A 25,712-nucleotide genomic window follows, 5' to 3' on the forward strand; every position below is an offset into this window, starting at 1 on the left:
ATTTGAGATGAGCGATTTTATAACCAAGATAACCCCCAATAGCCCCGTTTATTCCGATAACGATCCGCAAGATGAACTGATAACACTCAATATAGGTCCTACTCACCCGGCAACACACGGTGTGTTCCAGAATGTAGTGCAGATTGATGGTGAACGTATCGTTAGCGGTGTCTCTACTATTGGTTATATACACAGAGCTTTTGAAAAAATTGCAGAGCATCGTCCATTTTATCAGATTACACCTCTCACTGACCGGTTGAATTATTGTTCATCACCTATTAATAATATGGGGTGGCATATGACAGTGGAAAAACTGTTGAATATAGAGATTCCTAAGCGTGTGCAGTATATGCGTGTCATCGTTATGGAACTGGCTCGGATTGCAGATCATATTATATGTAATGGTATCCTCGGTGTTGATACAGGAGCTTTTTCCGGCTTTTTGTATGTCATGCAGGAGCGTGAATTTATATATGAGATCTTCGAGGAGATCTGTGGAGCCAGACTGACTACCAACATAGGGCGTATCGGTGGTTTTGAAAGAGATTTTAATGATGTCGCCTTTTTAAAAATAAGAGAATTTTTAGAGCGCTTTCCTCCTGTTCTGACAGAGTTTGAGGAAATGTTTGTTCGCAACAGAATATTTATAGAGCGTACTTCAGGAGTGGCAGCTGTCACTCCGGAGCAGGCTTTGAGTTATAGTTGGTCGGGTCCGATTCTGCGGGCTACAGGTATCGATTATGATGTGCGTGCACAAGAACCGTATTGCTCTTATGAAGAATTTGATTTTGAAGTGCCAGTAGGTACTACTGGTGATGTATACGACCGTTTTATGGTGCGTAATGCCGAAATGAGGCAATCTATGCGTATCATCGAACAGGCTTTGGAGAAAATAGCAAAAGAACCTGCAGATGTGTTCCATGCCGATGTTCCGGAGTTCTATCTTCCTCCAAAAGAACAGGTATATACGAATATGGAAGCTTTGATCTATCACTTTAAGATCGTGATGGGCGAATGGGAAACTCCAAAAGCGGAAGTTTACCACGCAGTAGAAGGCGCCAACGGTGAATTAGGGTTTTACCTGATTCATGATGGAGGACGTACACCTTATCGTTTGCATTTCAGAAGACCTTCGTTTGTAAATTATCAGATGTTTGCTCCAATGAGTAGCGGGATGTTAATTTCGGACGCCATTATTAATATGAGTAGTTTAAATGTAATTGCAGGAGAGTTAGATGCTTAGTGTTAAAGAAAGTCAGCCCGTAGAATTTTCTGCTGAACTTTTGCAAAAGTTCGGAGAAGTTGTGTCCCGTTATCCGGAAGGTAAACAGAAATCTGCATTATTGCCTGTTTTGCATTTGGTCCAGGCTGAATTTGGCTGGCTGAGTGTAGACGCAATGGATAAGGTTGCACATTATCTGGATATACAGCCTATTGAAGTATATGAAGTGGCCACGTTCTATACTATGTATTTTCTGGAGCCTAAAGGAAAATATGTTCTTGAAGTATGTCGCACAGGACCTTGTTGTCTTGTGGGAGCAGAAAAAATCATGGATCATATTGAAAACCGCTTAGGTGTAAAGGAAGGAGAGGTCACTCCTGACGGACTTTTTTCATGGCGTGGAGTAGAATGTGTTGCCGCCTGCGGATTTGGTCCTGTGTTACAGATTGGCCCGGAGTATACATTCTATGAGAATCTGACTGAGGAAAGTGTGGATAAGCTCATTAACGAATTGAAAGAAAAACATTAATTACCTAGGAGATGGCTCGTAAGTTATTACTCACACATATAAATGTTCCCGGTATCCATACATTCGAAGTGTACCGGCAGCAGGGCGGATATCGTGCTGTTGAAAAGGCATTGAAATCGATGTCTCCGGATGATGTAGTAGAAGAGGTGAAAAAATCAGGACTTCGTGGTCGTGGCGGAGCAGGGTTCCCTACGGGTATGAAATGGAGTTTTCTGGCAAAGCCTGAAGGCGTACCCCGCTATCTGGTCTGCAATGGTGACGAATCAGAACCAGGAACCTTTAAAGATCGTTTCCTGATGACGCATATACCTCACGCACTTGTTGAAGGTATGATCGTTTCCAGCTATGCTTTAGGAGCAAATACTTCTTACATCTATGTCAGAGGAGAGATGATGCCGCAGATCCGTATTCTGGAAAAAGCCATAGCAGAAGCAAAAAATGCAGGATTCTTAGGGAAAAATATTTTGGGTACAGGATATGACCTGGAGATTTATGTACAGCCAGGAGGTGGTGCTTATATCTGTGGAGAAGAAACGGCTCTCCTGGAATCGCTTGAAGGTAAAAGAGGGAATCCGCGAATTAAACCTCCGTTTCCGGCAGTAGCTGGTTTATACGGATGTCCTACAGTTGTTAATAATGTAGAATCTATAGCAGCGACTGTCCCTATCATTAATGATGGCGGAGAGGAGTATGCGAAAATTGGAATAGACCGTAGTACAGGAACAAAACTAATCTCAGCCGGAGGTAATGTTGCCAAGCCGGGAGTATATGAGATCGAATTGGGATTGCCGGTAGAGGAATTTATTTATTCTGATGAATATTGTGGCGGTATCGCCAATGGTAAACGATTGAAAGCCGTCGTGGCAGGAGGTTCTTCTGTTCCGATTTTACCGGCCAATCTAATTACTAAAACTATTAATGGAGAAAGCCGGCTGATGAGCTATGAATCATTAGCTGATGGTGGTTTTGCAACAGGTACGATGTTGGGGTCGGGAGGTTTTATTGCTTTTGACGAAGACCAATGTATTGTACGTAATACCTGGAACTTTACCCGTTTTTATCATCACGAAAGTTGCGGGCAGTGTTCGCCATGCCGTGAGGGAACGGGCTGGATGGAAAAGATACTTCATAAAATAGAAATAGGTCAGGGATCTATGGCAGATATTGATCTGCTGTGGGATGTACAACGGAAGATTGAAGGAAATACGATATGTCCGTTAGGAGATGCCGCTGCGTGGCCGGTTGCAGCTGCGATCAGACATTTCAGAGATGAATTTGAGTGGCATATTACCAGCGCCAGTGAGGCGACAAGCCGAAATTACGGCCTGGCACATTATGCAGATCCGTTAGCACCGGTTGTTTAAAATATTAAAGGAAAGTAGAAAATGGCAGAAGACGTTAAATTCAAGGTTAGCATAGATGGAATTCCTGTAGAAGTAGCTCCGGGAACAACTATTTTGAATGCTGCCCGTCAGATAGGAGGCGATATTGTTCCTCCGGCAATGTGCTATTATTCCAAGTTAGAAGGAAGTGGTGGTAAATGCCGCACCTGTTTGGTAAAAGTAAGTAAAGGATCCGAGAAGGATCCCCGTCCGATGCCTAAACTGGTCGCTTCCTGCCGTACAACGGTTATGGATGGAATGGAAGTGCTGAATATCACTTCTCCTGAAGTAGTGGAAGCAAGAAAAGGTGTGGTCGAGATGTTGTTGATTAATCATCCTTTAGACTGTCCTGTATGTGATCAGGCCGGAGAATGTAAACTTCAGGATCTTGGCTATGAGCATGGCAGCGAAGGAACCCGTTATGAGTTTGATCGCCGGACTTTTGAGCGTATCGATATTGGGGATAAGATCCAATTGCACATGAATCGCTGTATTTTGTGCTACAGATGTGTATTTACAGCAGATCAGATCACGAATAATCGTGTCCATGGTATTCTTAACAGAGGAGATCATGCCGAAATTTCAACCTATATTGCTAAAGCTGTAGACAATGACTTTTCTGGAAATGTGATAGATGTATGCCCAGTCGGTGCATTGACAGATAAAACATTTCGTTTTAAAAACCGCGTGTGGTTTACAAAGCCTGTAGATGCACATCGTGACTGTCCGACCTGTTCGGGTAAAGTAACATTGTGGAACAGAGGTACGGAAGTACTGCGTGTAACGGCACGTAAAGATGAGTTTGGTGAAGTGGAAGAATTTATCTGTAACACTTGTCGTTTTGATAAGAAACATACAGATGACTGGACATTGGAAGAACCAACGCCGGTCGATAAGGATTCTGTAATCGGTGCAAATCATTACCCCGAGTTTAATCCACCGCCGGTTATTAAGCCTGATCTGGAATTGCAGGAGGCGAATGAAGAACAATTAGCAAGAACTGAAAAACTAAAATAGTATAAAATATAAGCATGGAAACAGCTTTCATTATAGAGAAATCCGTTCTAGTCGTTATTATTTTCGTAGTGACACTCGTCATTGCGATGTATTCTACGCTGGCAGAGCGGAAGATTGCGGGATTTATGCAGGATAGGTACGGCCCGGATCGTGCAGGAATATTCGGACTGTTGCAGCCCCTGTGTGATGGCGGGAAGTTTTTTTTCAAAGAAGAAATAATACCGGCAGGTGCACACAAGGTACTTTTTATCCTGGGACCTACTATTGCAATTATTACAGCTTGTATAAGTTCAGCTATTATTCCCTGGGGACAGACGCTTACAATAGGAGAACGTACTATTTCTCTTCAGGTAGCGGATATCAACGTCGGTGTTCTTTATGTTTTCGGAGTAGTTGCCTTGGGTGTCTACGGAATTATGCTGGGAGGATGGGCATCAAATAATAAATTTTCCCTGATGGGAGCTATACGTGCAGCATCGCAGAGTATCAGCTATGAGATCGCTATGGGATTATCCCTGATTGCTTTACTGATGGTAACAGAAACGCTGTCTATCGGTACTATTGTGGCGCAGCAAACAGGTTTTGTAAATTGGAATATCTGGGTACAACCTCTGGGATTCTTACTGTTTATGGTTTGTGCTTTTGCAGAATGTAATCGTGTGCCGTTTGATTTACCGGAGTGTGAAACAGAACTTGTGGGTGGATATCATACAGAATACTCCTCTATGAAACTTGGGTTGTATATGTTCTCGGAGTATATCAATATGTTCGTGTCATCTGCATTGATGGCGGCTCTGTATTTCGGAGGATATAACTTTCCATTTATGAATGATCTGGGATTATCACAAAACTTGATTACCATTATTGGAGTTATCGTGTTTTTTCTTAAAATATTTGGTTTTATCTTTTTCTTCATGTGGATTCGCTGGACACTTCCGCGTTTCCGGTATGATCAATTGATGAAACTGGGCTGGAAAATTTTGATTCCGTTAGCAATTGCCAATATTGTGCTGACTGGTATTATTACGGTAGTAAAAGACACCTATTTTTAGGGGTGTGTAGGGATCATTTAAATTAGAATCAGGATGCAATCATTATCAAATAGAAAGAAAGTACTGGAGCAAAAGCCCATGAATATCTGGGAGCGCATGTATTTGCCTGCCATTGCCAAGGGACTTGCGATTACTTTACGACATTTTTTTAAGAAAATTCCAACGGTTAAGTATCCGGAGCAAATCCGGCCTTATTCTAAGAACTTTAGAGGACAGCACTCGTTGAAGCGTGATGAGCAGGGAAGGGAGCGTTGTACAGCATGCGGACTTTGTGCACTGTCTTGTCCTGCAGAAGCGATTACTATGACTGCTGCGGAGCGTGAAAAGGGTGAAGAGAACCTGTATCGGGAAGAAAAATATGCGGCAGTATATGAGATTAATATGTTGCGCTGTATCTTTTGCGGATTGTGTGAAGAGGCCTGCCCTAAAGAGGCCATCTATCTGGATGGTCCTCACGTAACAGCTTCCTACCTCCGCAAGGATTTTATATATGGAAAAGATAAATTGGTAGAACCTAAGTTTGATATAACTCAGCTTCAGCAAAAAAGTATAACCTAATTAGCAGATGACGATATTTTATTTTGTAGCTTTTTTGTCTATTTTCTTTGCGTTAATGACCATTTTCACAAAGAATCCTGTACATAGTGTTCTGTATTTGGTTATCACATTTTTCACCTTTACAGTACATTATATTCTGTTGAATGCCCAGTTTTTGGCTGTAGTCAATTTCATTGTTTATATGGGGGCGATCATGGTGCTCTTTCTGTTTGTCCTGATGCTCCTCAATCTCAATAAGGAATCCGAACCTATGCGGTCGGGCGTTGTCAAGATTATGGGCGCAGTAGCCGGAATGTGTTTACTGGTGGTAGTTCTTGGATCTTTACGGATCATTGAAATTGACAATGGTGATGTAGTCGCTCAACCATCTATCGGACTGGTCAAAGAATTAGGAGTAGTTCTGTTTGATAAATTTTTACTGCCATTTGAAATTTCTTCTATTCTACTGCTAACAGCGATGGTAGGAGCAGTTTTACTGGCTAAAAAAGATACTAAGAAAGTAAATGGATAATATTGTTCAACACATACAAGGGGTACCATTAAATCATTACCTGATTTTTTGCAGTATCATTTTTGCAATCGGCGTGATTGGTGTTTTGATCAGACGTAATGTCATCATTATTATGATGTCGATCGAGCTGATGCTGAATGCTGTCAATCTGTTGCTGGCCGCATTTTCTTCTCATCATGGAGATCCTAGCGGACAAGTATTTGTATTTTTTATTATGGCACTGGCTGCGGCAGAAGTTGCTGTCGGTCTTGCGATTATTATTATGGTATATCGAAATACCAAATCAGTTGATATTGAATCGTTAAGTCGATTGCGTTGGTAACATTTATAAGATTAAGGTATTATAAGTATGATTGAATTAATTTGGTTGATCCCTCTATTACCGTTAATTGGTTTTTTAATCAATGGAATCGGTCAGCATATCCTTCCCAAGTCCCTTATCGGAGTTATTGGAAGCGGAGTGGTGCTGGCATCTTTCCTGATCAGTTGCGGAATATTCTCGACCGTATATGAGGCCAGAGTTGCAGGAGACGCAGCCGTATTTACACAAGAAATCTTCAATTGGATTAAAGTTGGCAACTTAAGTATTTCCCTTTCCTTTCTGGTGGATCCGCTGAGTTCTATTATGTTGTTGATCGTTACGGGAATAGGTTTTCTGATACATGTATATTCTATCGGATATATGCATAAGGATAAGGGCTTTGGTAAGTTTTTCGCTTATCTCAATCTGTTTATATTCTTTATGTTGCTATTGGTTTTAGGCTCCAACTATTTAGTCATGTTTATTGGCTGGGAAGGTGTAGGTCTATGTTCCTATTTACTTATCGGATTCTGGTATACGAATGATTCCTATGCTTCAGCTGCAAAAAAGGCTTTCGTGATGAACCGTATAGGAGATCTTGGCTTTCTGTTAGCTGTTTTCTTTATCTTTTATGCCTTCGGATCATTAGAGTTCGCTTCAGTATTTCCAAAAGCAAAAGAACTGGCGATGGGTGATACTTCATTGCTTGTCATCACGATCTTATTATTTATAGCTGCCACAGGTAAGTCTGCGCAAATCCCTTTGTTTACCTGGTTACCGGATGCCATGGCAGGACCAACTCCTGTATCTGCGCTTATCCATGCCGCGACGATGGTTACTGCAGGTATTTATATGATAGCAAGGTCTAACATTATGTTTACACTTTCACCAGTGACCATGCAGATTATAGCTATCATTGGTGTGGCAACTGCTTTATTGGCTGCGTTTATTGCGCTGACTCAGAATGATATCAAGAAAGTACTGGCTTATTCGACAGTTTCCCAGCTGGGTTATATGTTCTTAGGTCTGGGAGTAGGTGCTTTTACAGGTGCTTTCTTCCATGTTTTGACCCATGCATTTTTCAAAGCACTGTTGTTTCTCGGAGCAGGATCTGTTATTCATGCTATGAGTGATGAGCAGGATATGCGCAAAATGGGAGGTCTTCGGAAGAAGTTACCTGTAACTTATTTTACTATGCTTATCGGTACGATTGCAATAGCAGGTATCCCTCCATTATCAGGATTTTTCTCGAAGGATGAGATATTAGCCTTTGCCTTTGCGGAGAATAAACTATTGTGGACAATAGGATTTATTGCGGCTCTATGTACGGCTTTTTATATGTTCAGACTGTTGTATCTTACCTTCTTTGGTACATTCAGAGGAACAGAAGAACAAAAGCATCATCTTCATGAGTCACCGATATCCATGACGCTACCTTTAATTGTATTGGCAATTCTGGCAGCAGTGGGCGGATTGATGAATATTCCTGAAGCCTTGGGTGGAGGGCATAAACTTGCTAATTTTCTGGCTCCGGTATTTGCGGACAGTCAATCTATCAAAGGAACTTTCCATATTGACCATCAGACCGAATATATTTTAATGGCTGTATCTGCTTTGGCGGCGGTAATTATGGCGGTAGTGGCATACGGACGATATGTAAAACGAGGATATGTGCCAAAATCTGACGCTTTGGAAGATAGCGGCCTGCATAAACTATCTTATAATAAGCTGTACGTAGATGAACTTTACGATAGTGTTATTGTAAAGCCCCTTAATGCATTTTCAAGATTCTTATATAAAGTAATAGACCGTTCGGGTATAGATGGTATCGTCAATGGTATCGGTAACCTGTTTGTCTCCTCAGGAAAAGGAATCCGTCAACTGCAGAATGGCCACGTTGGATTCTATATCTTCATGATGGTTGTCGCTGTGGTTGTATTGTTTGTGTATGGAATTTTAAGCGTTTAATGAAAATAATTGTATAGATGACTAACCTTTTTATACTGCTTTTATTACCACTGATTAGTGCTGGTGTTCTGGCATTTGTGAAGAATTCGCAACCTGCTAAGATCATTGCATTGACTTTGTCTTTACTGCAATTAGCTTTCACAATTCCTTTTCTGTGTCAGTTTGTTCCTGATGCCAGTGTACAGTTTGAACAAAACTATAGCTGGATTGAGAGTTTAGGAATACATTTTCATATCGGATTGGATGGGATCAGTTTACCTCTGGTCTTACTGACAAATGCACTTATGCCTTTGATCGTATTATCAACGTTCTCTAAAACGTACAAAGGTAATCTGTATGCTTTGGCCGCTTTTATGCAGGCCGGTCTGGTATTGGTATTTACGGCTTTAGATGCTTTTACATTTTATGTAGGATGGGAGATTGCATTGATTCCGATTTACTTTATCTGTGCGCTTTGGGGCGAGGGTGACCGGATACGTGTCAATTTGAAGTTTTTCGTTTATACTTTCCTTGGAAGTATTTTTATGTTGGTTGCGATTATATATTTGCAGCAACAGACTGTGAATAAGGATTTTGAATGGAGTTCCTTTGCTGCACTTGATCTGACAGGATCTGTGCAACGTTGGATTTTCTGGGCATTTTTCCTTGCTTTTGCTATCAAGATTCCTTTGTTTCCATTTCATACATGGCAACCTAATACCTATACCAACGCACCAACTGTAGGTACGATGTTACTGGCTGGTATCATGTTAAAAATGGGTATCTATGGTCTGATCCGCTGGTTGATCCCAATTGCACCGGAAGGAGTGGCTGAATATGGTCATATTGCTATGATATTAGCGGTTATCGGAATTGTGTATGCTTCTATTATTGCTATCCAGCAAAAAGATATAAAACGCCTGATTGCGTATTCTTCTATTGCGCACGTGGGACTGATCAGTGCCGGAGTGTTTGCGTGGAACCTGCAGGGATTGCAGGGAGCGATGATACAGATGATCAATCACGGTATATCTGTTATCGGGTTATTCTATGTGTTGGATATTATAGCAAGTAAGACCGGAACGAGATCTTTGCCTGACCTTGGCGGATTAGCCAAGCGTATGCCTAACCTGGCCATATTCTTTCTGATTATTGTGATGGGGGCTGTAGGGTTGCCGTTGACAAATGGTTTTGTAGGAGAGTTTTTGTTGTTGATGGGCGTTTATCAATATGGCTTCTGGTATGCTGTCTTTGCCGGACTTACACTGATATTAGGAGCAGTATATATGCTGCGTCTTTACCAAAAATCTATGTTGGGACCATTAAAGGAACAAAATAGTCATGTTACGGATATCAGCGGACATGAAATAGTATTACTGAGTATCGTTGTGGTAGCCATTATCTATATCGGTGTGACTCCAAATGGTTTATTGGGCTTGTCAGAAGCTTCTGTACAACAATTGCTTCAGCAGGTGAAATTTTAGAATTATAGCGACAAAATATTAGAACGATTTATTTATGGGTGCGATTATTACGCTGTCTTTATTAGGAATATTAGTATTATACATGGGACTGTATAAGGCTAAAAATGCCTTATTGCCTGTTACACTGCTGGGATTGGCCGGTGCATTGGTTTTTCTAATATTGGATTGGAACAAAGTTGCTGAACCTCTTTACAGCGGGATGATTATATTTGATCACTTCGCAATAGGTTTCTCTGTACTTTCTATTCTTATTACAGCATTGGTTCTGTTACTATCCAAGGAATATTTTTGGTCTATTAGTGAACATGTTGCAGAATATTATGCTTTAATTTTGTTTTCTCTGACTGGAGCTATATTAGTTAATTCCTATCATAACTTTGCGATGCTTTTTATAGGCATAGAAATTATGTCGGTAGCTTTATATATTCTTGTAGGTATCCGAAAGCAGGATTTTGCATCTAATGAAGCGTCCTTGAAATATTTCCTTATGGGTGCATTCTCCACCGGATTTCTGCTGTTTGGGATTGCCCTTATTTATGGCGCTTCAGGTTCTTTTGATCTGGAAGTAATTAAAGGCTATGTCATTGCTCATCCGCATGATATTTCTCCGTTATTCTATGCCGGAGTTTTATTTCTGATTGTGGGATTATGTTTTAAAGTTGGGGCTGCTCCTTTTCATTTCTGGACACCTGATGTCTATGACGGTGCTCCAATTCTGATTACCAGCTACATGAGTACGGTTGTCAAAGCCGCCTCTTTTGCCGGGATGCTGCGTCTTTTTAGTTCCGCTTTTGTACCACTAAATGAATACTGGACACCAATATTACTGACCATTGCTATTATAACATTGTTCATCGGTAATATTTCAGCATTAATGCAGCACTCGTTTAAGCGTATGCTTGCGTATTCCAGTATAGCACATGCTGGTTATATGTTATTTGCTGTTATTTCGATTGGTAATCAATCGGCGAGTGCAATTCTGGCTTATGCAACAGCGTATTCCTTAGCTACAGTTATTGCTTTCGGCGCTTTGATTCTTGTAAAACGTGAGGTGGGTTCGGATAATTTTTCTGCCTTTAACGGACTTGCAAAACGTAATCCCTGGCTTGCACTTGTAGTGACAGTGGCGATGCTTTCTCTGGCAGGTATTCCTCTGACAGCAGGTTTTATAGGTAAATTTATGATGTTTACCATAGCGATGAACAATTACCATATTGTGCTGTTGATTCTGGCAGCAGTCAATGCTGTGATTGGTGTATTTTATTATCTGCGTGTGGTCGTAGCGATGTATTTCAGAGATAGTGAGCCGGGAACTTCAAAAGTTAATATTCCTGTTAATTATTCTTTTGTTTTCCTTATTGCAGTCTTGTTAACAGTACTGATAGGTATTTATCCTGATTGTTTGATAAATCTTATCTGATTGTAATAAATCGAAAAAATTGAAATGCATGGTACACTACCATGCATTTTTTTGTTATAAGTTTTATTCTCAGTTTACAAATTGTATATTTATACGGGTGCAGGATTTAAGAATGATATACAATAAGAAACTCGATTATATTTTACTTGTTGGATTCCTACTACTGATAACTTGTCCTGCTCTTGGTCAACTGACGATCAAAGGAAGGGTTGTGGACAAGAACACAGGACATGGAATTCCCCGTGCGACTATCGTATTAGCCCCTGGAAACCTGGGGACTTCTACTGATACATCGGGTAATTTTGCAATTCTTGCCAACCAAAATCAGACTTCTATCCAATTCAGGGCAATGGGTTATACCGCCGTTAATCTGCCTATCACTAAAGATTCCTTGCAACAACTTAATGTCGAATTGGATTATGCCGATAATATGTTGGAAATGGTCACTATTTCCAAAAGATCAAAATCAAAAAAGGATGATCCGGCTTTGGAGTTGATTGATCTTGTCATAAAACATAAAAAAGATAACCGCCTTCGGTCGTTAAATCAGGTGCAGTTTGAAGAGTATGAAAAAGTTCAGTTCGGACTTGTTGATCCTCGAAAGGCAATGGAGAAACGTATGGGGAAACTGAAATTTATTTTTAAGAACCTTGATACTGCATCGATAAAGGGTAAGGCGCTTTTGCCGATGTATATGGAAGAAAATCTTTCGGATGTCTACTCACAGACGGATCCTTCAAAATATAAGAAGCTTATAAAGTCTCACAAGAAGACAGAATTTGATCCCCGGTATATCAATAATGCCAATATTCAACAATATCTCAATTATCAGTTTCGTCCGGTTGATATCTATGATCCCAGTATTTTTATTATCAACAAACTTTTTCTAAGTCCGATTGCAGACGAAGCGAAATTGTTTTACCGGTTTTATATTCAGGATACCATACAGACGGTCGACGGGACATTTGTAGAGCTGGCATTTGAGCCTAAGAATAAGCAGGATCTCCTGTTCAGTGGTACATTGCAGGTCACCACAGATGGCCGGTATGCTGTACGGCAGGCTGAACTTGCTGTTGGTAAAGAAGCTAATTTAAACTGGATAAACGATATTTTGATCAGTCTGCATTACGATCCTAATGCCGACGGGTTTATGTTTCTTCGTAAGTCAGATCTGTTGATTCTTTTCGGAGGCCGGAAAGACGATGCTTTATTTGGTCGCAGGGTTGCCTTCAATTCGAAATGGGATTTTAAAAGCCAGATTCCGGCTAAGGTATTTGAAGGAGCTCCTACTGAAATGCTAGCTTCAGCAAGTCAGGATACGGCTATTTTGGAGCGGCAGCGCCCCATTCCGCTGAATAAGATCGAGCAAACGGTCTACTCCAATACCGATTCGCTCAATAATATGAAAAGCTTCAAGCGTCTGATGGCTATAGGCTATTTACTGGCGCAGGGCTTTCATAATGCAGGGCCTGTAGAATTCGGACCGCTTGAGTATACCTATAGTTTTAATGAAGTCGAAGGAAATCGTATCCGGTTTGGCGGACGGACTACCGGACAGCTTTCTGAAAAAGTATACCTGGAGGGTTATCTGGCCTATGGAGTCAAAGACAGGCAAATGAAATATTATCTGAGATCCGCATTCTCACTTAATAATAAATCGGTGACGACCTTCCCTGCTCACTATATTGAGGGGACAGTACAACATGATGTCATGGAGCCGGGACGTGGTATTGGTTTTAAGAAAGGAGACAGTTTCTTTGCTTCCTTTAGTGGCACTAAGCCGGAGAAATTTTTATTCAATGATGCCTATAAATTAAATCATGTTTGGGAGTTTGGAAACCATATCAGCGTAAGTACCGGATTTACTTATTTCAGAAGGGAAACTGCAGGTACACTTGTGTTTAACAAAACAGGTATTCATGCCGGTGAGACGCTACCACGTATAGTGACGAACGATGTGGAAATGCAACTGAGGTGGGCACCAAATGAAAACTTTTATTATAGAAATCTTACCCGAACTCCCATTATTGATAAATATCCCGTTTTTACCCTTCAGTATAATCAAGGGGTGAAAGGTTTTCTCGGAGGAGAGTACAACTACAGTGCATTGCGGTTTGCCGTATCCAAACGCCTTTTTCTGAATCAGCTGGGGACTGCTGACCTTACAGCTGGCGTAGGTAAAATATGGGGAACATTGCCTTATCCGTTATTAGAAATACCGAATGTTCAGATTGAACAGGACCGACACACGGTGGACTATTTTATGATGAATAGCATGGAATTTGCGGCAGACAGGTATGTGAAGTTTGCTATAGATCATCGGCTGCAGGGATTTTTGCTGAATAAGATCCCACTGATCAAAAAATTAAAATGGAGGGAGTTGTGGCGTCTCCGGATGTTTTACGGGGACCTTTCTCCGCATAATAATCCCTATATCAGCAATGACGTTGTTTATTTTGATAAAGATGACGACGGAAGAATCGTAACACGTACGATTGATCAGACGCCCTATATGGAAGCAACAGTGGGAGTAGAAAATGTTTTTCGGTTTTTTACCGTTGAATATGTCAAAAGACTTTCTTATCGACAATATGATAATGTCCGGAGAGAAAAAGTTCGTTTAACAGTACACTTTAATTTTTAATGAGATGAATGCACTTGAAAATCTTTTAGTAAAAAAACAAAACCATGTTTGCTACATTACTTTCAATCGTGAGCAGCAGCTGAATGCACTTAATACAAAAACATTTGAGGAGTTGAGTACGGTATTGGATGACATTGCTCAAGATCAGGATATCTGGGGTGTGATTGTCACGGGAGCAGGATCAAAGGCATTTATTGCAGGAGCAGACATTAAAGAGTTTCAGTCGTTAAATGAAGAAGAAGGCCGGCTATTAGCTGCTTCAGGGCATAAGGTGATGGACCGGATTTATAATTTTGACAAACCAGTCATAGCTGCCATTAACGGCTTTGCATTAGGTGGAGGTCTGGAACTGGCATTGGCCTGTCATATGCGTGTAGCAGCTGTATCAGCCAAATTGGGTCTCCCGGAGGCTTCCTTAGGGTTAATACCCGGATATGGAGGGACACAGCGTTTGACAGATCTTGTAGGGCGAGGTAAAGCTATGGAAATGATACTGTCCGGCAATATGATTACTTCGGAAGAGGCTTTATCATGGGGTGTGGTCAATCACGTTACGGAGACGGAGAATCTTCTTTCTAAAGCAGAAGAAATATTGACAAATATTTTTTCAAGGTCTAAAACATCTGTTAAAGCTGCTATCAGAGCGATTAATGCCAGTATTTCAAAAGAGGAGGACGGTTATAAAATAGAAATATCTGAATTTGGAAAATGCTTTGGGCAGCCTGATTTTATTGAAGGAGTAGCTGCTTTTGTAGAGAAACGCAAACCAAATTTTTAGTTTTGGGAGGACTTTAACTTATTCAATAGCATATCCAAGCATATATTCGCCGAATTTTTCGTAATACACGTTATATGTCGTGCGGATCTGGTTGACTTCTAATTGTAGTTTAAGAATTCCCTGTGCCTGATATTCAAAAGGCAGTATGGTCATATTATTCAGGAAGGAGACCCCTTTATTGCCCTGTAATTTATATATAGCTTCCTTTGCACACCAGCAGGCATAAAGCTGTTCTGTGCTTTGTTCGCCTTGTATAAAAGCAAGTTCTTCTGGTTTCAGAAACTTATGTTTGATTCTGATGACTTTATCTTTTACAATTTCCAGATCAATTCCTACTTCTCCTTTAGAACTTATCAACACAGCTGCGTAATCATAGGAATGTGTAAGCGATATTTTGTAGGGGAAATTTGTCAGATAAGGCTTACCGTTTTCATCTGAAGGACAATCAATATACTGATCAGTTTGCAGGAGATAACGTAATAGAACACGGGTTGTCATCCAGTGAAGGCTTCGTTTGCCTTTTCCAAAAGAATCCAGAAGCGCTTTCTCACGCGTATCCAGTTGAAGTTTTGCTAACAGTTCTTCAGCAGATTCTTCTATCTTCCAGATAGCAAGTTTAGTATGTTCATCTAATTCTCGGAGGTATGCTAAAGCCATCTCAGTACAGTATGATCGTTGATTATACTGCAAGTTACGCAGACCCGGACTAAAATCAAACAGATGTGTCACAATGTTTGTGGCAATCCACAAAGGAAAGTAAGTGGTTTAAATAAAATTCGGAATATATGGTCATAATTCTGAGGCAAAACTGTATTTTTGGAGGCTGACAATGTGGGGGTTATCCCGGTCAGTCTATTTTTACAAAACATGATTTTATCGGACAAAAGAATACTGGAAGAAATTGATGCCGGAACAATCGTCATCGAACCATTTGACCGCAGTTGTTTAGGAACTAATTCTTACGATGTGCATCTGGGCAAATATCTGGCAACATATAAAGATCGCGTGCTGGATGCAAAACAACATAACCAGATCACACATTTTGAGATTCCGGCTGAAGGGTATGTGTTAGAGCCTAATACCTTGTATTTGGGTGTGACTCTGGAATATACGGAAACACATAAGCATGTCCCTTTTTTAGAGGGAAAATCCAGTACAGGACGACTGGGAATTGATATCCATGCGACAGCAGGAAAGGGCGATGTAGGTTTTTGCAATACATGGACGCTTGAGATTTCTGTAGCACAACCCGTTAGGATATATCCTGGGATGCCTATCGGACAGTTGATTTATTTTGCTGTTGAAGGGGACATCGAGACCTTGTATAATACGAAGGGAAATGCCAAATACAATAGTAAAACGGTGCGCCCTGTAGAGAGTATGATGTGGAAAAACTCTTTTTAGAGAGCAGACTATAGAAACAAAAGAACAGGGAATTTTCCCTGTTCTTTTGTTTTATACTTATCCGCCGAATTCCATCAGATAAGCTTTCAGGAACAGGTCAATATCTCCATCCAATACGGCTTGAGTGTTTGATGTTTCTACACTTGTTCTGAGGTCTTTGACCAGTTTATAAGGATGCAGTACATAATTTCGGATCTGCGAACCCCATTCGATCTTTTTCTTGGAGCCTTCGATAGCAGCAGTAGCTTCCTGACGCTTACGCATCTCTATCTCATATAGCTGTGATTTTAGAAGGCGTAGTGCATTCTCTTTATTTTGGAGTTGTGATCGGGTCTCCTGATTTTTGATAATAATACCCGTCGGTTTGTGGTGCAGACGTACTGCAGTTTCTACTTTATTGACGTTCTGTCCTCCTGCTCCACCTGACCGGAATGTATCCCATTCGATTTCAGAGTCCTTAACATCGATTTCGATATTATCATCGATCAACGGATATACATACACGGATGCAAATGAGGTATGTCGTTTGGCATTAGAGTCAAACGGAGAGATCCGTACAAGACGATGTACTCCATTTTCACCTTTCAGATAACCATAGGAGAAGTTTCCTGAAAACTGTAGTGTAACAGTCTTAATCCCTGCAACATCTCCTTCCTGAGAGTCCTGTTCGGTGACTTTACAACCATGCTTTTCTCCCCACATAATGTACATCCGCATAAGCATTGCAGCCCAGTCACAACTTTCTGTTCCACCGGCACCCGCAGTGATCTGTAAGATCGCATCGAGCTGATCCTCTTCAGCACTGAGCATGTTTTTAAATTCAAGCTCTTCGATGTCCTGTAAAGCAGTTTGATATTGACTTTCCAGTTCCTGTTCTGTCGCATCACCGCTTTGGAAAAATTCGTACATCACCACCGTGTCTTCTACCGCTGATGCGACCTGATCAAAATGTTCAGTCCATACTTTTTTTGTTTTGATAGCGTGAAGTACTTTTTCGGCAGCTTTGGAGTCGTCCCAAAAAGTGGGTGCAAGTGTTAGCTCTTGTTCCTGATTGATTTCTTCTTTCTTGACATCAATGTCAAAGATGCCTCCTCAGGGATGTTACGCGATCCCTCAAGTCTTGAATATGTTCTTTGGTCATGTATCAAAAGTAAAGATTTAAAAGTACTTTCTCATCTTTCAGGCCTTCTAACTTTTTAACTTCCCTAAACTTTATCTCCTTCGGTTTTTCAGGAGTCTTCGAGGAGGGGAAATATGTTTGCAATTCACCCCATTGGGAGAGGGAATTTATTATCTTTGAATAAATACAAAAGTTATGTTACCAAGAATAGATTTTACACAGACAAACGCATATAAATATCTGACAGATCATTATATCACGATTAACCAGGAGAGTCTTAAAGAGCTATTTCAGAAAGATTCTCAACGATTTGAGAAATTTTCTGTTCAGTTGGAAGATATTTTGTTGGATTATTCTAAGAACAGAATTAATGAAGAAACAATAGCTTTATTGATTCAACTGGCTAAAGAATGTCAATTGGATGTGGCTATCAACGCTATGTTTTCCGGAGAAAAGATCAATGAAACGGAAGGACGTGAGGTGTTACATACAGCATTGCGAAATCAGAGCGGCAAACCTGTACTGGTTGACGGTAAAGATGTAATGCCTCAGATAAATGCCGTATTGGATCATATGGAATCTTTTACGAATGAAATTCTTTCCGGATCCTGGAAAGGCTTTACGGGCAAAGTAATTACAGATGTCGTGAATATCGGCATTGGGGGATCAGATCTGGGGCCGGTCATGGTTACGGAGGCTCTGAAGGCGTATAAAACACACCTTAATGTACATTTTGTATCTAATGTTGACGGGACACATATTGTTGAAACACTTAAAGGGCTTAACCCCGAGACGACCTTATTTCTGATTGCTTCCAAAACATTTACGACACAGGAGACGATGGCAAATGCCGGCTCTGCACGTGAATGGTTTCTCCATAGCGGTGCCAAAGAATCGGATATTGCCAAACACTTTGCCGCTTTGAGCACCAATGCGGAGGCTGTATCTGCGTTTGGAATTGATACACGAAATATGTTTGAATTCTGGGATTGGGTAGGTGGACGTTACTCTTTATGGTCCGCAATCGGACTTTCCATTTCTCTGGCGCTTGGTTTTAATAATTTTAAGGAATTACTCAAAGGTGCTTATATCGCCGATGAACATTTTCAAACAGCTCCTTTTGAAGAAAATATTCCGGTATTGCTGGCCGTGTTAGGCATCTGGTATAATAACTTTTTTGATGCTGAAAGTCATGCTATTCTTCCATATGATCAATATCTGCACCGCTTTGCCGCATATTTCCAACAGGGAGATATGGAAAGTAACGGTAAATATGTAGATAGAAACGGCAATCGTATAGATTATCAGACCGGACCTATTATATGGGGTGAACCCGGAACAAATGGTCAACACGCGTTCTATCAGTTGATACATCAGGGAACCAAATTGATTCCTTGTGATTTTATTGCCCCTGCCGTTAGTCATAATAAGATCGGAAACCATCATCAACTGCTCTTATCCAATTTCTTCGCACAAACGGAAGCATTGATGAATGGTAAGTCTGAGGAAATCGTAGTCGCTGAGTTTGAGAAGGCAGGAAGATCTCAGGAAGATATTCTGCGCTTAAAGAATTTTAAAGTATTTGAAGGTAATCGTCCAAGCAACTCGATTCTGCTGAAAGAGATTACACCCCGCTCTCTGGGAACTCTTATTGCTCTTTATGAACATAAGATATTTGTACAGGGAATTATTTGGAATATCTTTTCATTCGATCAGTGGGGAGTAGAATTGGGTAAGCAATTAGCAAATCAGATTTTACCTGAACTGAAGGGTAATGAAGAAATCAGTTCTCACGATTCTTCTACAAACGGGTTGATCAATCAGTATAAAGCCTGGAGATAAATCTCATCATTTTGGGATATTAAAAAAGGGTCATTTTATTACGAAATGACCCTTTTTTAATATATACTAATTATCCTATACTTCAGTTGTCTTTGGCGGAAAGTTTTTGTGTTTCCGTTTACTGATTTTTTCTAAATTGACAGGTTGAGGGACTTTCACATAATAGCCTGTTCCGTCATAAGGACGTTTTCTAGGGTGTTCCTTACATTGTGGTGAACAGCATCCGTCCATTTCCCAACCACATTCATCACATTGTGTGAAATGTTCATTACATTCTGGATTTGCACAGTTGATCATTTTTGGAGTCGTCTTGCCACAGTTTTTACAGGTAGAGACAATTGTTGGATTTACTTCATTGACATCTACTGTAAGACGGTTGTCAAAAACATAGCACTTTCCTTCAAAATCCTTTCCCCCGGCTTCTTTTCCGTATTTGATAATTCCTCCGTGAAGCTGATATACATCTTCAAATCCTTCCTTCAGAAGAAGAGCAGATGCTTTTTCACATTTAATACCACCTGTACAATAGGTGAGGATTTTTTTGTCTTTATATTTCTCTAATTCCTTGATCTTTTCGGGGAATTCACGGAAGTTTTCGATATCCAGTGTAATGGCATTTTTGAAACGTCCTACACTGTGCTCGTAATTGGAGCGAACATCTAGTATAATGACGTCTTCCTGGTCTTTCATTTCCATGAAATCCTTAGGTTCCAGATGAACTCCTGTCTGACGATTCGGATCTATTTCTTTTGGATCACGTAATCCCGAGTGTACGATTTCTTCTTTATACCGGCAGTGCATTTTGATGAAAGAAGGCTCATCGACCACATCAATTTTAAACTCCGTTTTGTTAAACCGTCCATCTGCATAGATCGCTTCCATATAGGCCTTACAAGCTTCCTCTGTTCCGGAGATTGTACCGTTCAGACCTTCGTCAGCGACAATAATACGACCAACAAGGCCAAGGGAATTACAAAATTCTAAGTGATCTGCAGCAAACTGTTCTGCATTCTCGATAGGGCTGTAGCAATAATACAGCAATGTTTGATATGTCATACTATTCATTGATACCGCTGCAAACGGCGTTTAATGCTAAATAAATTAATGGAACAAAGATAAGGAAAATAAAATATCCTTCATTTTGATTCTCATCACTTTTTTATCAGGGGAGCCAGCAGGTATTCAAGGCCGTTGAGTTTGATCTCGTAAAGGGTGGCAAGCTGATTGCCTAGTTTTCCTTTGGGGAACCCTTTCTGTCGGTACCAGACAATATAGGATTCAGGAAGCCGGCACAGGAGCACACCTTTATATTTACCATAGGGCATTGGTGTATTGGCCAGTTCGGTTAAAATTTCGGGATTGAACATTAGTCTTGGGTTTTTCCGTTTTTGATACGGTATAGTAGAAGACGGGCAGCGATAACTGCGTGATGAAATATATTGGGTATAGTGCCGTAATGTTTTTTGAAAATGGCATAACGTTCTTTCAAACTTTGTTTATGCCGTTTTTGGGACATGCCACCCACAAGATATTTAGCGACATAATGATGCGTATTGACTGTAGTCTTAGCTTTTTTTGCTGCACGGATTACCCAGTCGATATCAGCACTAAGCTGGTATGACGTATCATAGGGCTCAGTCAGCTCTCTTTTAATATAGATGGCCTGGTGACATACATTCATGCCGTATCTGAAGCTTTTCCAGTCAAAATGCGCTGGGATACGATGTCTGCGATCTCCTAAGATATGACGATCCTCATCTACAAGTTTTGTTTCACCGTAGTAGATATCGGCCATGTCGCAATTTTCAAAAATGTCACTCAATGTTGATGGGGAGAACAGTTCATCTCCTGAATTTAAGAAAAGAACATAATCTCCGGTTGCAAGAGCCAGCCCTTTGTTCATGGCATCATATATCCCTTTATCTTTTTCGGATATCAACACATGTATATAAGATTTGTATTGATCAATAATATCCAGAGTACCGTCTGTTGACAAGCCGTCAATAACAATATATTCAATGTTATCATAGCTTTGAGTGGCTACAGAGTCTAACGTATATCTGATGTCCCGGACATTGTTGTAGACAATGGTTATGATTGATATTTTGGGGTGCGCCACGTGATTAGTTGTTTAATTTGTTGATCCATTTTTTTGCAAAGCGAATACCGCGTTGGAATAAAGATCCTTTGCGGTGTGCATAGAAATTTTTGATCCGCTCATAAGCAATTGCATTTTCTTCTATTTTTTCCGGAAAAAAGGTTGTTTTCTCTTCGTTGAGTCTTACTCTATATGTCTGTTCTGCATCAGAATGCGTTCCGGATCCATCTGTGCCTATATTCTGAATGTAGGAATGACGCGGATACAAAGTTAAGCCCTTTTGCAGAAAAACAGACAGATACCAGCGGATCGCCCAGGAATTTATTGTGCCTTTTCTGAACTGCTGAACCTGTCTCCAGAAGTTTTCTTTTCCTTCTATGCTGAATTGATAAATCTGTTGCTGATCCAGTTGCTGAACCAAACTCTCTATGTCCGGATTAAAGTATTTCCACGCTCTGTCCCAGGTTGCCCATCCCCAACTGTTCGTCACCCGGAAAAAGAAAGTCTCGGGGAGTGTATCTGCATCTTTCAAGGGATAGTTATATCCGCTGACAGACATCACCTGAGGCTGGGACTCATACTGATTCAGGGAATCATTAAAATATTGAAGTGCATTTGGGGCGGTTTTAAGATCATCTTCAAGAACGATGACTTTACCGTATCTATTAATAATAGTAGTTACTCCGTCAATAACATTTGGTGCCAGTCCCCAGTTTCTATCCCGTTGTATAATAGTGACAGAACGAAAAGACCAGGCTTTGTGTATGATTTTATGGACTTCAGCTACTTTACTCTCTGCGTTCTTGTCCTTCGCTCCATCTGCGTAGATAAAAAGATCAGATTCCGGGGCCAGTAGATTTTTTTCCAAAGCAGCTAACGTCTGCTCCGTATGGAGAGGACGATTGTAAACAAAAAGAACAACAGGAGCCAGTTTTTTTTCCATACAGATTGCCAAAGGTTCAACAAAGATAAGATTAAATAAAATTTCTTCCCGGATTCTTTGTCTGGTTGCGAACCGTAGTTACTTCTGTCGTTTTTGCCAAAAGCTTAAAAATCATTTTATAATAAGCCCAGCATAGTTTCAGATCTCCTTTGAAAAAAGCTTTAATACTTTTAAGCTTTGCGGCCACAATGCTTTTCCCGAAGGCTTTGCCAAACGTATAATTGATGTTAGCATATTCAGAAAGAAAATATACGTATTCTGCGCGTTCTATGGCAGCAAATGAAGGCTTGCGAAAAGCTCTGTCATGAAAACCAATGGCAGAAGAGGTATATCCAAATTTATAATGGTGGAATTTAAGCCTGTTCGCATAGTCCTTATCTTCTCCATAGTGATAGAATAGAGGTGAGAAACCACCTACTTTCCTGAGAATAGAAACCGGAATAAACCAAAAAGCTGCATTTATAAATTCTACAATTTTAGTCGCTTCATCTTGCTTTACCTGTTGCAGATCTCTATTCCCGATATAGGTTTCAAATCCATGATCCAGTTTATTCCCCTCACCTGTCAGGTGGATAGGAGAAATAATGCCTTCAGGAAAATCCTGCTCTATATGTTTTATCATATTCCCGATGGAAGGTGCAGTGATCCAGGCATCCTGATTAATCAAAAAGGCATAATCATAATGTTCGTCGATAGCAATAGTGAGTCCTATATTGTTGGCTTTGCCAAATCCCAGATTCTGATCATTGGCGATGAGACGCACACTTGGATATTCCTGACGGATACGCTTTAAGGTTTGATCCTGTGAAAGATTGTCTATCACCAGAATATCGACCGGCTCATCCGAATGTATCAAACTTGGCAGGCATTTATCTATCCATTTTTCAAAATTATAAGTAACGATGATTGCTAAAATTTTCATGCTGTTTTACTTTTGAAAAATTTATCAAGTTTAAGAAATGTAATACATTCTTTAACCAATTGCGGACGAATAAACCAGACAAGCGTTGTATACAATATTGCTGTGATGATAATTTTCAGAATAAAATGAATGTACAGATGGAGGGTGAGATCCATTGTGATAAGGTATGTTCCGGCTACTGCTACCGATGCAATCGCGGCGAACAAAAATACATCTGCAAATAAGTGTTTCCATTGTAGTCCGATCTGGTTAGATACAAAATAGTGCCATACAAATAGCCAAAAGATATTTGTAATGACATACACGAGAATCATACTCGAAATACCGTATGGATATACCAGTAAGAACAGTGCAAGCTGTGTCAGACTTAATGCAATAACATTCCACATGTAAATGTTTGATTTTCCTTTGCTTAGCGCCAGATTAGCATAAATGTCTGCCAAAGGGACAAAAGCACCGCCTATACACAGCAATTCCAGAAAGTAAGCACTGTTCTGCCATTTGTTTGTAAGAAAGATTTCAATAAATTCTTTTGCGACGGAGGACAGACCAAATATCAGTGGAAAGGTCATAAAGGCTGTAAAGCTCAGAATTTTCCGGAAAACTCTTAATTGCCTTTCTTCTTCTTCGTGCACACTTGTCAAAATGGGTTGAGCAACACTACGTGACATGCCCAGTAATACCGATTGTCCCATGATGTTCCATTTATTGGCCTGATTAAAAGCTCCGGCGTCACTCTTGGTATAGAATTTTCCTAATATGGTCGTGATAATGTTGGTGTTGAATTGGAGAAAAAGATTGGTAATCAACACCTTGCTACTAAATGCAAACATCTTCTTTACGGGGCTGAAATCGAAATGAAAAGTTGGCCTGAAAGAGGAGAATATCCATAGAAAAGTAGTATTTACCAGTACATAAAGTACGGTTTGCGTGGCAATCCCCCAATAAGCCTTACCATTGTAAGCCATAATAACGCCTGCGATTCCGGAAATAAGGAGTGCAATAGTCGTTCCTATTGCACGCTGTTTCACTTTCAGATTTCTGAAAAGGTAGGCATTGTGTGCGGTGCCCATACTGGATATTAAAAAGCTGAGGAATAGATACCGTGCAAGCGGAGTTAATTCCGGCATATCATAAAAGGATGCGATAAGCGGAGCACAAAAGAAAAGGATAATGTATAGAGATAATCCAATAAGTCCGCTAAACCAAAAAACGGCATTGTAATCTTTATGTTCTACCTGCTTTTGATTGGTAATAGCGCTTACAAAGCCACTTTCCTGTAATGTGGATGCCAATACCGGAAAAATGAGGAGTACAGCAACAGCTCCATAATCCTCCGGAGTAAGGATACGGCTTATATAAACACCAAAAAATGCACCTAACAGTTGTTGGATAAGATTGCTCATTCCTCCCCAAAGAAGGCCCTTTGCCGTTTTTTGTTTTAAAGAAGGTTCTTCTCTGGTATTGTTATTTTCCTCCCGCAGCGATTCCATCTAACTCTTTGATACGCTATTTTAAATTACTTTTATCGTTTTAGCGAACTCCTTTAAAGATGGATGTTCAGGTGTCAAATCTGTTACTAAGAATGAAACATCTCTCAATGGTGCAACTTTCATTTTCTGGTTAGAATTCAGCTTCTCTGCGATACTCAATATAGCTACTTTATGTGAGCATTTGATCATCGCACGTTTGATTTGTACAACCTCCCAGTCTGAATCTGTAATTCCGTCATCAATAGAAAGACTATTGGTGCCTAATATGCAAAGATCTACTTTGATCTCGGAAAGTTCATTAATGACCTGCGCTCCGGTTACGATATTCGTATTTCTAGAAAGCTTACCTCCGATAGAGATTACTTCTATGTTTTCCTTTTCGGCAAGTTCTAATGCAACAAGAGGACTGATCGTGAAAAAGGTACATTGTATATCTTCAGGAATGATCCGTGCCAGTTCTATAACTGTCGTACCACCGCCGACGAGTACCGTCATCCCATTTTGGATAAGGGATATGGATTTTCTGGCAATTTCTTTTTTAGACTCTTTAGCATATACATTTCCATCCTGAAACGGGAATTGAAATGACTTGGAGAGTGCCCCACCATAAACTTTTAATACCTGTCCGTTTTCAGCGAGCTCATTAAGATCCCGTCGGATAGTATCTTCCGAAACGTTAAGCTGCACACTGAGGTCTGAAGATAAAACTTTATTGTGAAGATTGATTTGGTGTATAATGTAGGCTTGTCTTTCTTCTTTTAACATATTTATAGCTGATTATTGTTATAAAGTTAAGGCTTTTCTTCGCATTCTAAATTTTTTCGCTAAAAATTTAGTCTTCAGAGGTTTGGTTATCTTCGTTTTTCTGAATTTTTGTTACTCCAGCTTTGAATTTGGGTCTNNAGTGGCTTAGCCGTAGTCTGAGGGACATCTTTCGTGTCTTCAGCGGTTGCCGCAGAAGATGTTTCTGTCGTTTCCTTATTGTCTATAGCTGCGGATTCCGCTGGTGAAGTTTCTTCGTTTTGTTCTTTTTTGACGGTTGTCA

The 25,712-nt window shown here is 40.3% G+C and carries 24 protein-coding genes; 15 read left to right on the forward strand and 9 right to left on the reverse strand.

The genetic code is table 11. The annotated features are described in order from the left end of the window. The first annotated feature begins 7 nt into the window (after positions 1-7). From B4B65_RS05605 to B4B65_RS05665, 13 genes are all read left to right on the forward strand, one after another. Positions 8-1,243: an NADH-quinone oxidoreductase subunit D gene (locus tag B4B65_RS05605; RefSeq protein WP_201680933.1), complete on the forward strand. Its 1,236-nt coding sequence runs from the start codon at positions 8-10 to the stop codon at positions 1,241-1,243. Beyond that, positions 1,236-1,751, forward strand: coding sequence for a complex I 24 kDa subunit family protein (gene nuoE, locus B4B65_RS05610; protein WP_201680932.1), 516 nt, complete (start codon positions 1,236-1,238; stop codon positions 1,749-1,751). Before B4B65_RS05605 ends, nuoE begins: the two co-directional genes overlap by 8 nt. 11 nt (positions 1,752-1,762) lie before the next feature. Then, positions 1,763-3,115 carry an NADH-quinone oxidoreductase subunit NuoF gene (nuoF, locus tag B4B65_RS05615; RefSeq protein WP_201680931.1) on the forward strand — a complete coding sequence of 451 codons (1,353 nt, stop codon included), beginning with the start codon at positions 1,763-1,765 and terminating at the stop codon, positions 3,113-3,115. A 21-nt stretch (positions 3,116-3,136) separates the two neighbouring features. Then, entirely contained in the window at positions 3,137-4,150 is a 1,014-nt protein-coding gene (locus B4B65_RS05620; RefSeq protein ID WP_003013006.1) for a 2Fe-2S iron-sulfur cluster-binding protein, read from the forward strand. A 14-nt stretch (positions 4,151-4,164) separates the two neighbouring features. Beyond that, positions 4,165-5,202 carry an NADH-quinone oxidoreductase subunit NuoH gene (gene nuoH, locus B4B65_RS05625; RefSeq protein WP_293914178.1) on the forward strand — a complete coding sequence of 346 codons (1,038 nt, stop codon included), beginning with the start codon at positions 4,165-4,167 and terminating at the stop codon, positions 5,200-5,202. Between the two features lie 33 nt (positions 5,203-5,235). Continuing rightward, positions 5,236-5,760: a NuoI/complex I 23 kDa subunit family protein gene (locus B4B65_RS05630; protein ID WP_201680929.1), complete on the forward strand. Its 525-nt coding sequence runs from the start codon at positions 5,236-5,238 to the stop codon at positions 5,758-5,760. A gap of 7 nt (positions 5,761-5,767) precedes the next feature. Beyond that, complete coding sequence (locus B4B65_RS05635) at positions 5,768-6,271, forward strand: NADH-quinone oxidoreductase subunit J (protein WP_201680928.1); 504 nt, start codon at positions 5,768-5,770, stop codon at positions 6,269-6,271. Then, positions 6,264-6,593 (forward strand): NADH-quinone oxidoreductase subunit NuoK, encoded by a 330-nt coding sequence (nuoK, locus tag B4B65_RS05640; protein ID WP_003000191.1) that lies wholly within the window; start codon positions 6,264-6,266, stop codon positions 6,591-6,593. The genes B4B65_RS05635 and nuoK overlap by 8 nt, the downstream gene beginning before the upstream one ends. A 27-nt stretch (positions 6,594-6,620) precedes the next feature. Beyond that, positions 6,621-8,540 (forward strand): NADH-quinone oxidoreductase subunit L, encoded by a 1,920-nt coding sequence (gene nuoL, locus B4B65_RS05645; protein WP_293914181.1) that lies wholly within the window; start codon positions 6,621-6,623, stop codon positions 8,538-8,540. Between the two features lie 17 nt (positions 8,541-8,557). Further along, the gene (locus B4B65_RS05650) at positions 8,558-10,003 is read left to right on the forward strand and encodes a complex I subunit 4 family protein (protein ID WP_293914183.1); all 1,446 of its coding nucleotides are present in this window, start codon (positions 8,558-8,560) and stop codon (positions 10,001-10,003) included. Between the two features lie 34 nt (positions 10,004-10,037). Continuing rightward, the gene (locus B4B65_RS05655; RefSeq protein WP_293914185.1) at positions 10,038-11,423 is read left to right on the forward strand and encodes an NADH-quinone oxidoreductase subunit N; all 1,386 of its coding nucleotides are present in this window, start codon (positions 10,038-10,040) and stop codon (positions 11,421-11,423) included. A 112-nt stretch (positions 11,424-11,535) separates the two neighbouring features. Further along, positions 11,536-14,067, forward strand: coding sequence for a DUF5686 and carboxypeptidase-like regulatory domain-containing protein (locus B4B65_RS05660; RefSeq protein ID WP_293914187.1), 2,532 nt, complete (start codon positions 11,536-11,538; stop codon positions 14,065-14,067). A 4-nt stretch (positions 14,068-14,071) separates the two neighbouring features. Next, positions 14,072-14,845, forward strand: coding sequence for an enoyl-CoA hydratase/isomerase family protein (locus B4B65_RS05665; protein WP_293914189.1), 774 nt, complete (start codon positions 14,072-14,074; stop codon positions 14,843-14,845). Between the two features lie 18 nt (positions 14,846-14,863). Here the strand turns inward: B4B65_RS05665 and B4B65_RS05670 are convergent, their stop codons facing one another. Beyond that, positions 14,864-15,502, reverse strand: coding sequence for a 4'-phosphopantetheinyl transferase family protein (locus B4B65_RS05670; RefSeq protein WP_293914191.1), 639 nt, complete (start codon positions 15,500-15,502; stop codon positions 14,864-14,866). 210 nt (positions 15,503-15,712) lie between these two features. On the opposite strand from B4B65_RS05670, the gene dcd reads away from it, so the two are divergent. Continuing rightward, positions 15,713-16,249 (forward strand): dCTP deaminase, encoded by a 537-nt coding sequence (gene dcd, locus B4B65_RS05675; RefSeq protein ID WP_293914193.1) that lies wholly within the window; start codon positions 15,713-15,715, stop codon positions 16,247-16,249. 57 nt (positions 16,250-16,306) lie between these two features. On the opposite strand, the gene prfB is transcribed toward dcd, so the two are convergent. Beyond that, positions 16,307-17,390 (reverse strand): peptide chain release factor 2 gene (gene prfB / locus B4B65_RS05680; RefSeq protein ID WP_293914195.1). Its coding sequence is split into 2 segments (ribosomal slippage): positions 16,307-17,329 and positions 17,331-17,390, totalling 1,083 coding nucleotides; the frame shifts between segments, so codons are not numbered across the junction. Positions 17,391-17,564: 174 nt separating this feature from the next. Between prfB and pgi the strand changes: the two genes are divergently transcribed. Continuing rightward, complete coding sequence (gene pgi, locus B4B65_RS05685; RefSeq protein ID WP_293914197.1) at positions 17,565-19,211, forward strand: glucose-6-phosphate isomerase; 1,647 nt, start codon at positions 17,565-17,567, stop codon at positions 19,209-19,211. Positions 19,212-19,286: 75 nt separating this feature from the next. Here the strand turns inward: pgi and B4B65_RS05690 are convergent, their stop codons facing one another. The 7 genes from B4B65_RS05690 to B4B65_RS05720 form a co-directional block, all read right to left on the reverse strand. Continuing rightward, a complete protein-coding gene (locus tag B4B65_RS05690; RefSeq protein ID WP_201680919.1) occupies positions 19,287-20,276 on the reverse strand; it encodes a rhodanese-related sulfurtransferase in 990 nt (329 codons plus the stop codon). Positions 20,277-20,362: 86 nt separating this feature from the next. Further along, positions 20,363-20,578 carry a DUF3820 family protein gene (locus B4B65_RS05695; RefSeq protein ID WP_003000169.1) on the reverse strand — a complete coding sequence of 72 codons (216 nt, stop codon included), beginning with the start codon at positions 20,576-20,578 and terminating at the stop codon, positions 20,363-20,365. Beyond that, positions 20,578-21,330 carry a glycosyltransferase family 2 protein gene (locus B4B65_RS05700; protein ID WP_293914200.1) on the reverse strand — a complete coding sequence of 251 codons (753 nt, stop codon included), beginning with the start codon at positions 21,328-21,330 and terminating at the stop codon, positions 20,578-20,580. The genes B4B65_RS05695 and B4B65_RS05700 overlap by 1 nt, the downstream gene beginning before the upstream one ends. Before the next feature lie 4 nt (positions 21,331-21,334). Further along, positions 21,335-22,252: a sugar transferase gene (locus tag B4B65_RS05705; protein WP_293914202.1), complete on the reverse strand. Its 918-nt coding sequence runs from the start codon at positions 22,250-22,252 to the stop codon at positions 21,335-21,337. 31 nt (positions 22,253-22,283) lie between these two features. After that, positions 22,284-23,174, reverse strand: coding sequence for a glycosyltransferase family 2 protein (locus B4B65_RS05710; RefSeq protein ID WP_293914204.1), 891 nt, complete (start codon positions 23,172-23,174; stop codon positions 22,284-22,286). Beyond that, the gene (locus tag B4B65_RS05715) at positions 23,171-24,667 is read right to left on the reverse strand and encodes a lipopolysaccharide biosynthesis protein (RefSeq protein ID WP_293914206.1); all 1,497 of its coding nucleotides are present in this window, start codon (positions 24,665-24,667) and stop codon (positions 23,171-23,173) included. The genes B4B65_RS05710 and B4B65_RS05715 overlap by 4 nt, the downstream gene beginning before the upstream one ends. A gap of 21 nt (positions 24,668-24,688) precedes the next feature. Next, positions 24,689-25,432: a DeoR/GlpR family DNA-binding transcription regulator gene (locus B4B65_RS05720; protein ID WP_201680914.1), complete on the reverse strand. Its 744-nt coding sequence runs from the start codon at positions 25,430-25,432 to the stop codon at positions 24,689-24,691. Positions 25,433-25,712 lie beyond the last annotated feature (280 nt).

The sequence above is a fragment of the Sphingobacterium sp. UBA5789 genome (assembly GCF_002418355.1).
Classification (GTDB): Bacteria; Bacteroidota; Bacteroidia; order Sphingobacteriales; family Sphingobacteriaceae; genus Sphingobacterium.

Coding starts and splice junctions, on each gene's coding strand:
- B4B65_RS05720 (WP_201680914.1), bottom strand. CDS start 25,432: ATGTTAAAAGAAGAAAGACAAGCCTACATTATACACCAAATCAATCTT.
- nuoH (WP_293914178.1), top strand. CDS start 4,165: ATGGAAACAGCTTTCATTATAGAGAAATCCGTTCTAGTCGTTATTATT.
- B4B65_RS05650 (WP_293914183.1), top strand. CDS start 8,558: ATGACTAACCTTTTTATACTGCTTTTATTACCACTGATTAGTGCTGGT.
- B4B65_RS05710 (WP_293914204.1), bottom strand. CDS start 23,174: ATGAAAATTTTAGCAATCATCGTTACTTATAATTTTGAAAAATGGATA.
- B4B65_RS05670 (WP_293914191.1), bottom strand. CDS start 15,502: ATGGCTTTAGCATACCTCCGAGAATTAGATGAACATACTAAACTTGCT.
- nuoK (WP_003000191.1), top strand. CDS start 6,264: ATGGATAATATTGTTCAACACATACAAGGGGTACCATTAAATCATTAC.
- B4B65_RS05690 (WP_201680919.1), bottom strand. CDS start 20,276: ATGAATAGTATGACATATCAAACATTGCTGTATTATTGCTACAGCCCT.
- nuoL (WP_293914181.1), top strand. CDS start 6,621: ATGATTGAATTAATTTGGTTGATCCCTCTATTACCGTTAATTGGTTTT.
- B4B65_RS05715 (WP_293914206.1), bottom strand. CDS start 24,667: ATGGAATCGCTGCGGGAGGAAAATAACAATACCAGAGAAGAACCTTCT.
- nuoF (WP_201680931.1), top strand. CDS start 1,763: ATGGCTCGTAAGTTATTACTCACACATATAAATGTTCCCGGTATCCAT.
- B4B65_RS05695 (WP_003000169.1), bottom strand. CDS start 20,578: ATGTTCAATCCCGAAATTTTAACCGAACTGGCCAATACACCAATGCCC.
- B4B65_RS05635 (WP_201680928.1), top strand. CDS start 5,768: ATGACGATATTTTATTTTGTAGCTTTTTTGTCTATTTTCTTTGCGTTA.
- pgi (WP_293914197.1), top strand. CDS start 17,565: ATGTTACCAAGAATAGATTTTACACAGACAAACGCATATAAATATCTG.
- B4B65_RS05620 (WP_003013006.1), top strand. CDS start 3,137: ATGGCAGAAGACGTTAAATTCAAGGTTAGCATAGATGGAATTCCTGTA.
- dcd (WP_293914193.1), top strand. CDS start 15,713: ATGATTTTATCGGACAAAAGAATACTGGAAGAAATTGATGCCGGAACA.
- B4B65_RS05655 (WP_293914185.1), top strand. CDS start 10,038: ATGGGTGCGATTATTACGCTGTCTTTATTAGGAATATTAGTATTATAC.
- B4B65_RS05605 (WP_201680933.1), top strand. CDS start 8: ATGAGCGATTTTATAACCAAGATAACCCCCAATAGCCCCGTTTATTCC.
- nuoE (WP_201680932.1), top strand. CDS start 1,236: ATGCTTAGTGTTAAAGAAAGTCAGCCCGTAGAATTTTCTGCTGAACTT.
- B4B65_RS05665 (WP_293914189.1), top strand. CDS start 14,072: ATGAATGCACTTGAAAATCTTTTAGTAAAAAAACAAAACCATGTTTGC.
- B4B65_RS05630 (WP_201680929.1), top strand. CDS start 5,236: ATGCAATCATTATCAAATAGAAAGAAAGTACTGGAGCAAAAGCCCATG.
- B4B65_RS05660 (WP_293914187.1), top strand. CDS start 11,536: ATGATATACAATAAGAAACTCGATTATATTTTACTTGTTGGATTCCTA.
- B4B65_RS05705 (WP_293914202.1), bottom strand. CDS start 22,252: ATGGAAAAAAAACTGGCTCCTGTTGTTCTTTTTGTTTACAATCGTCCT.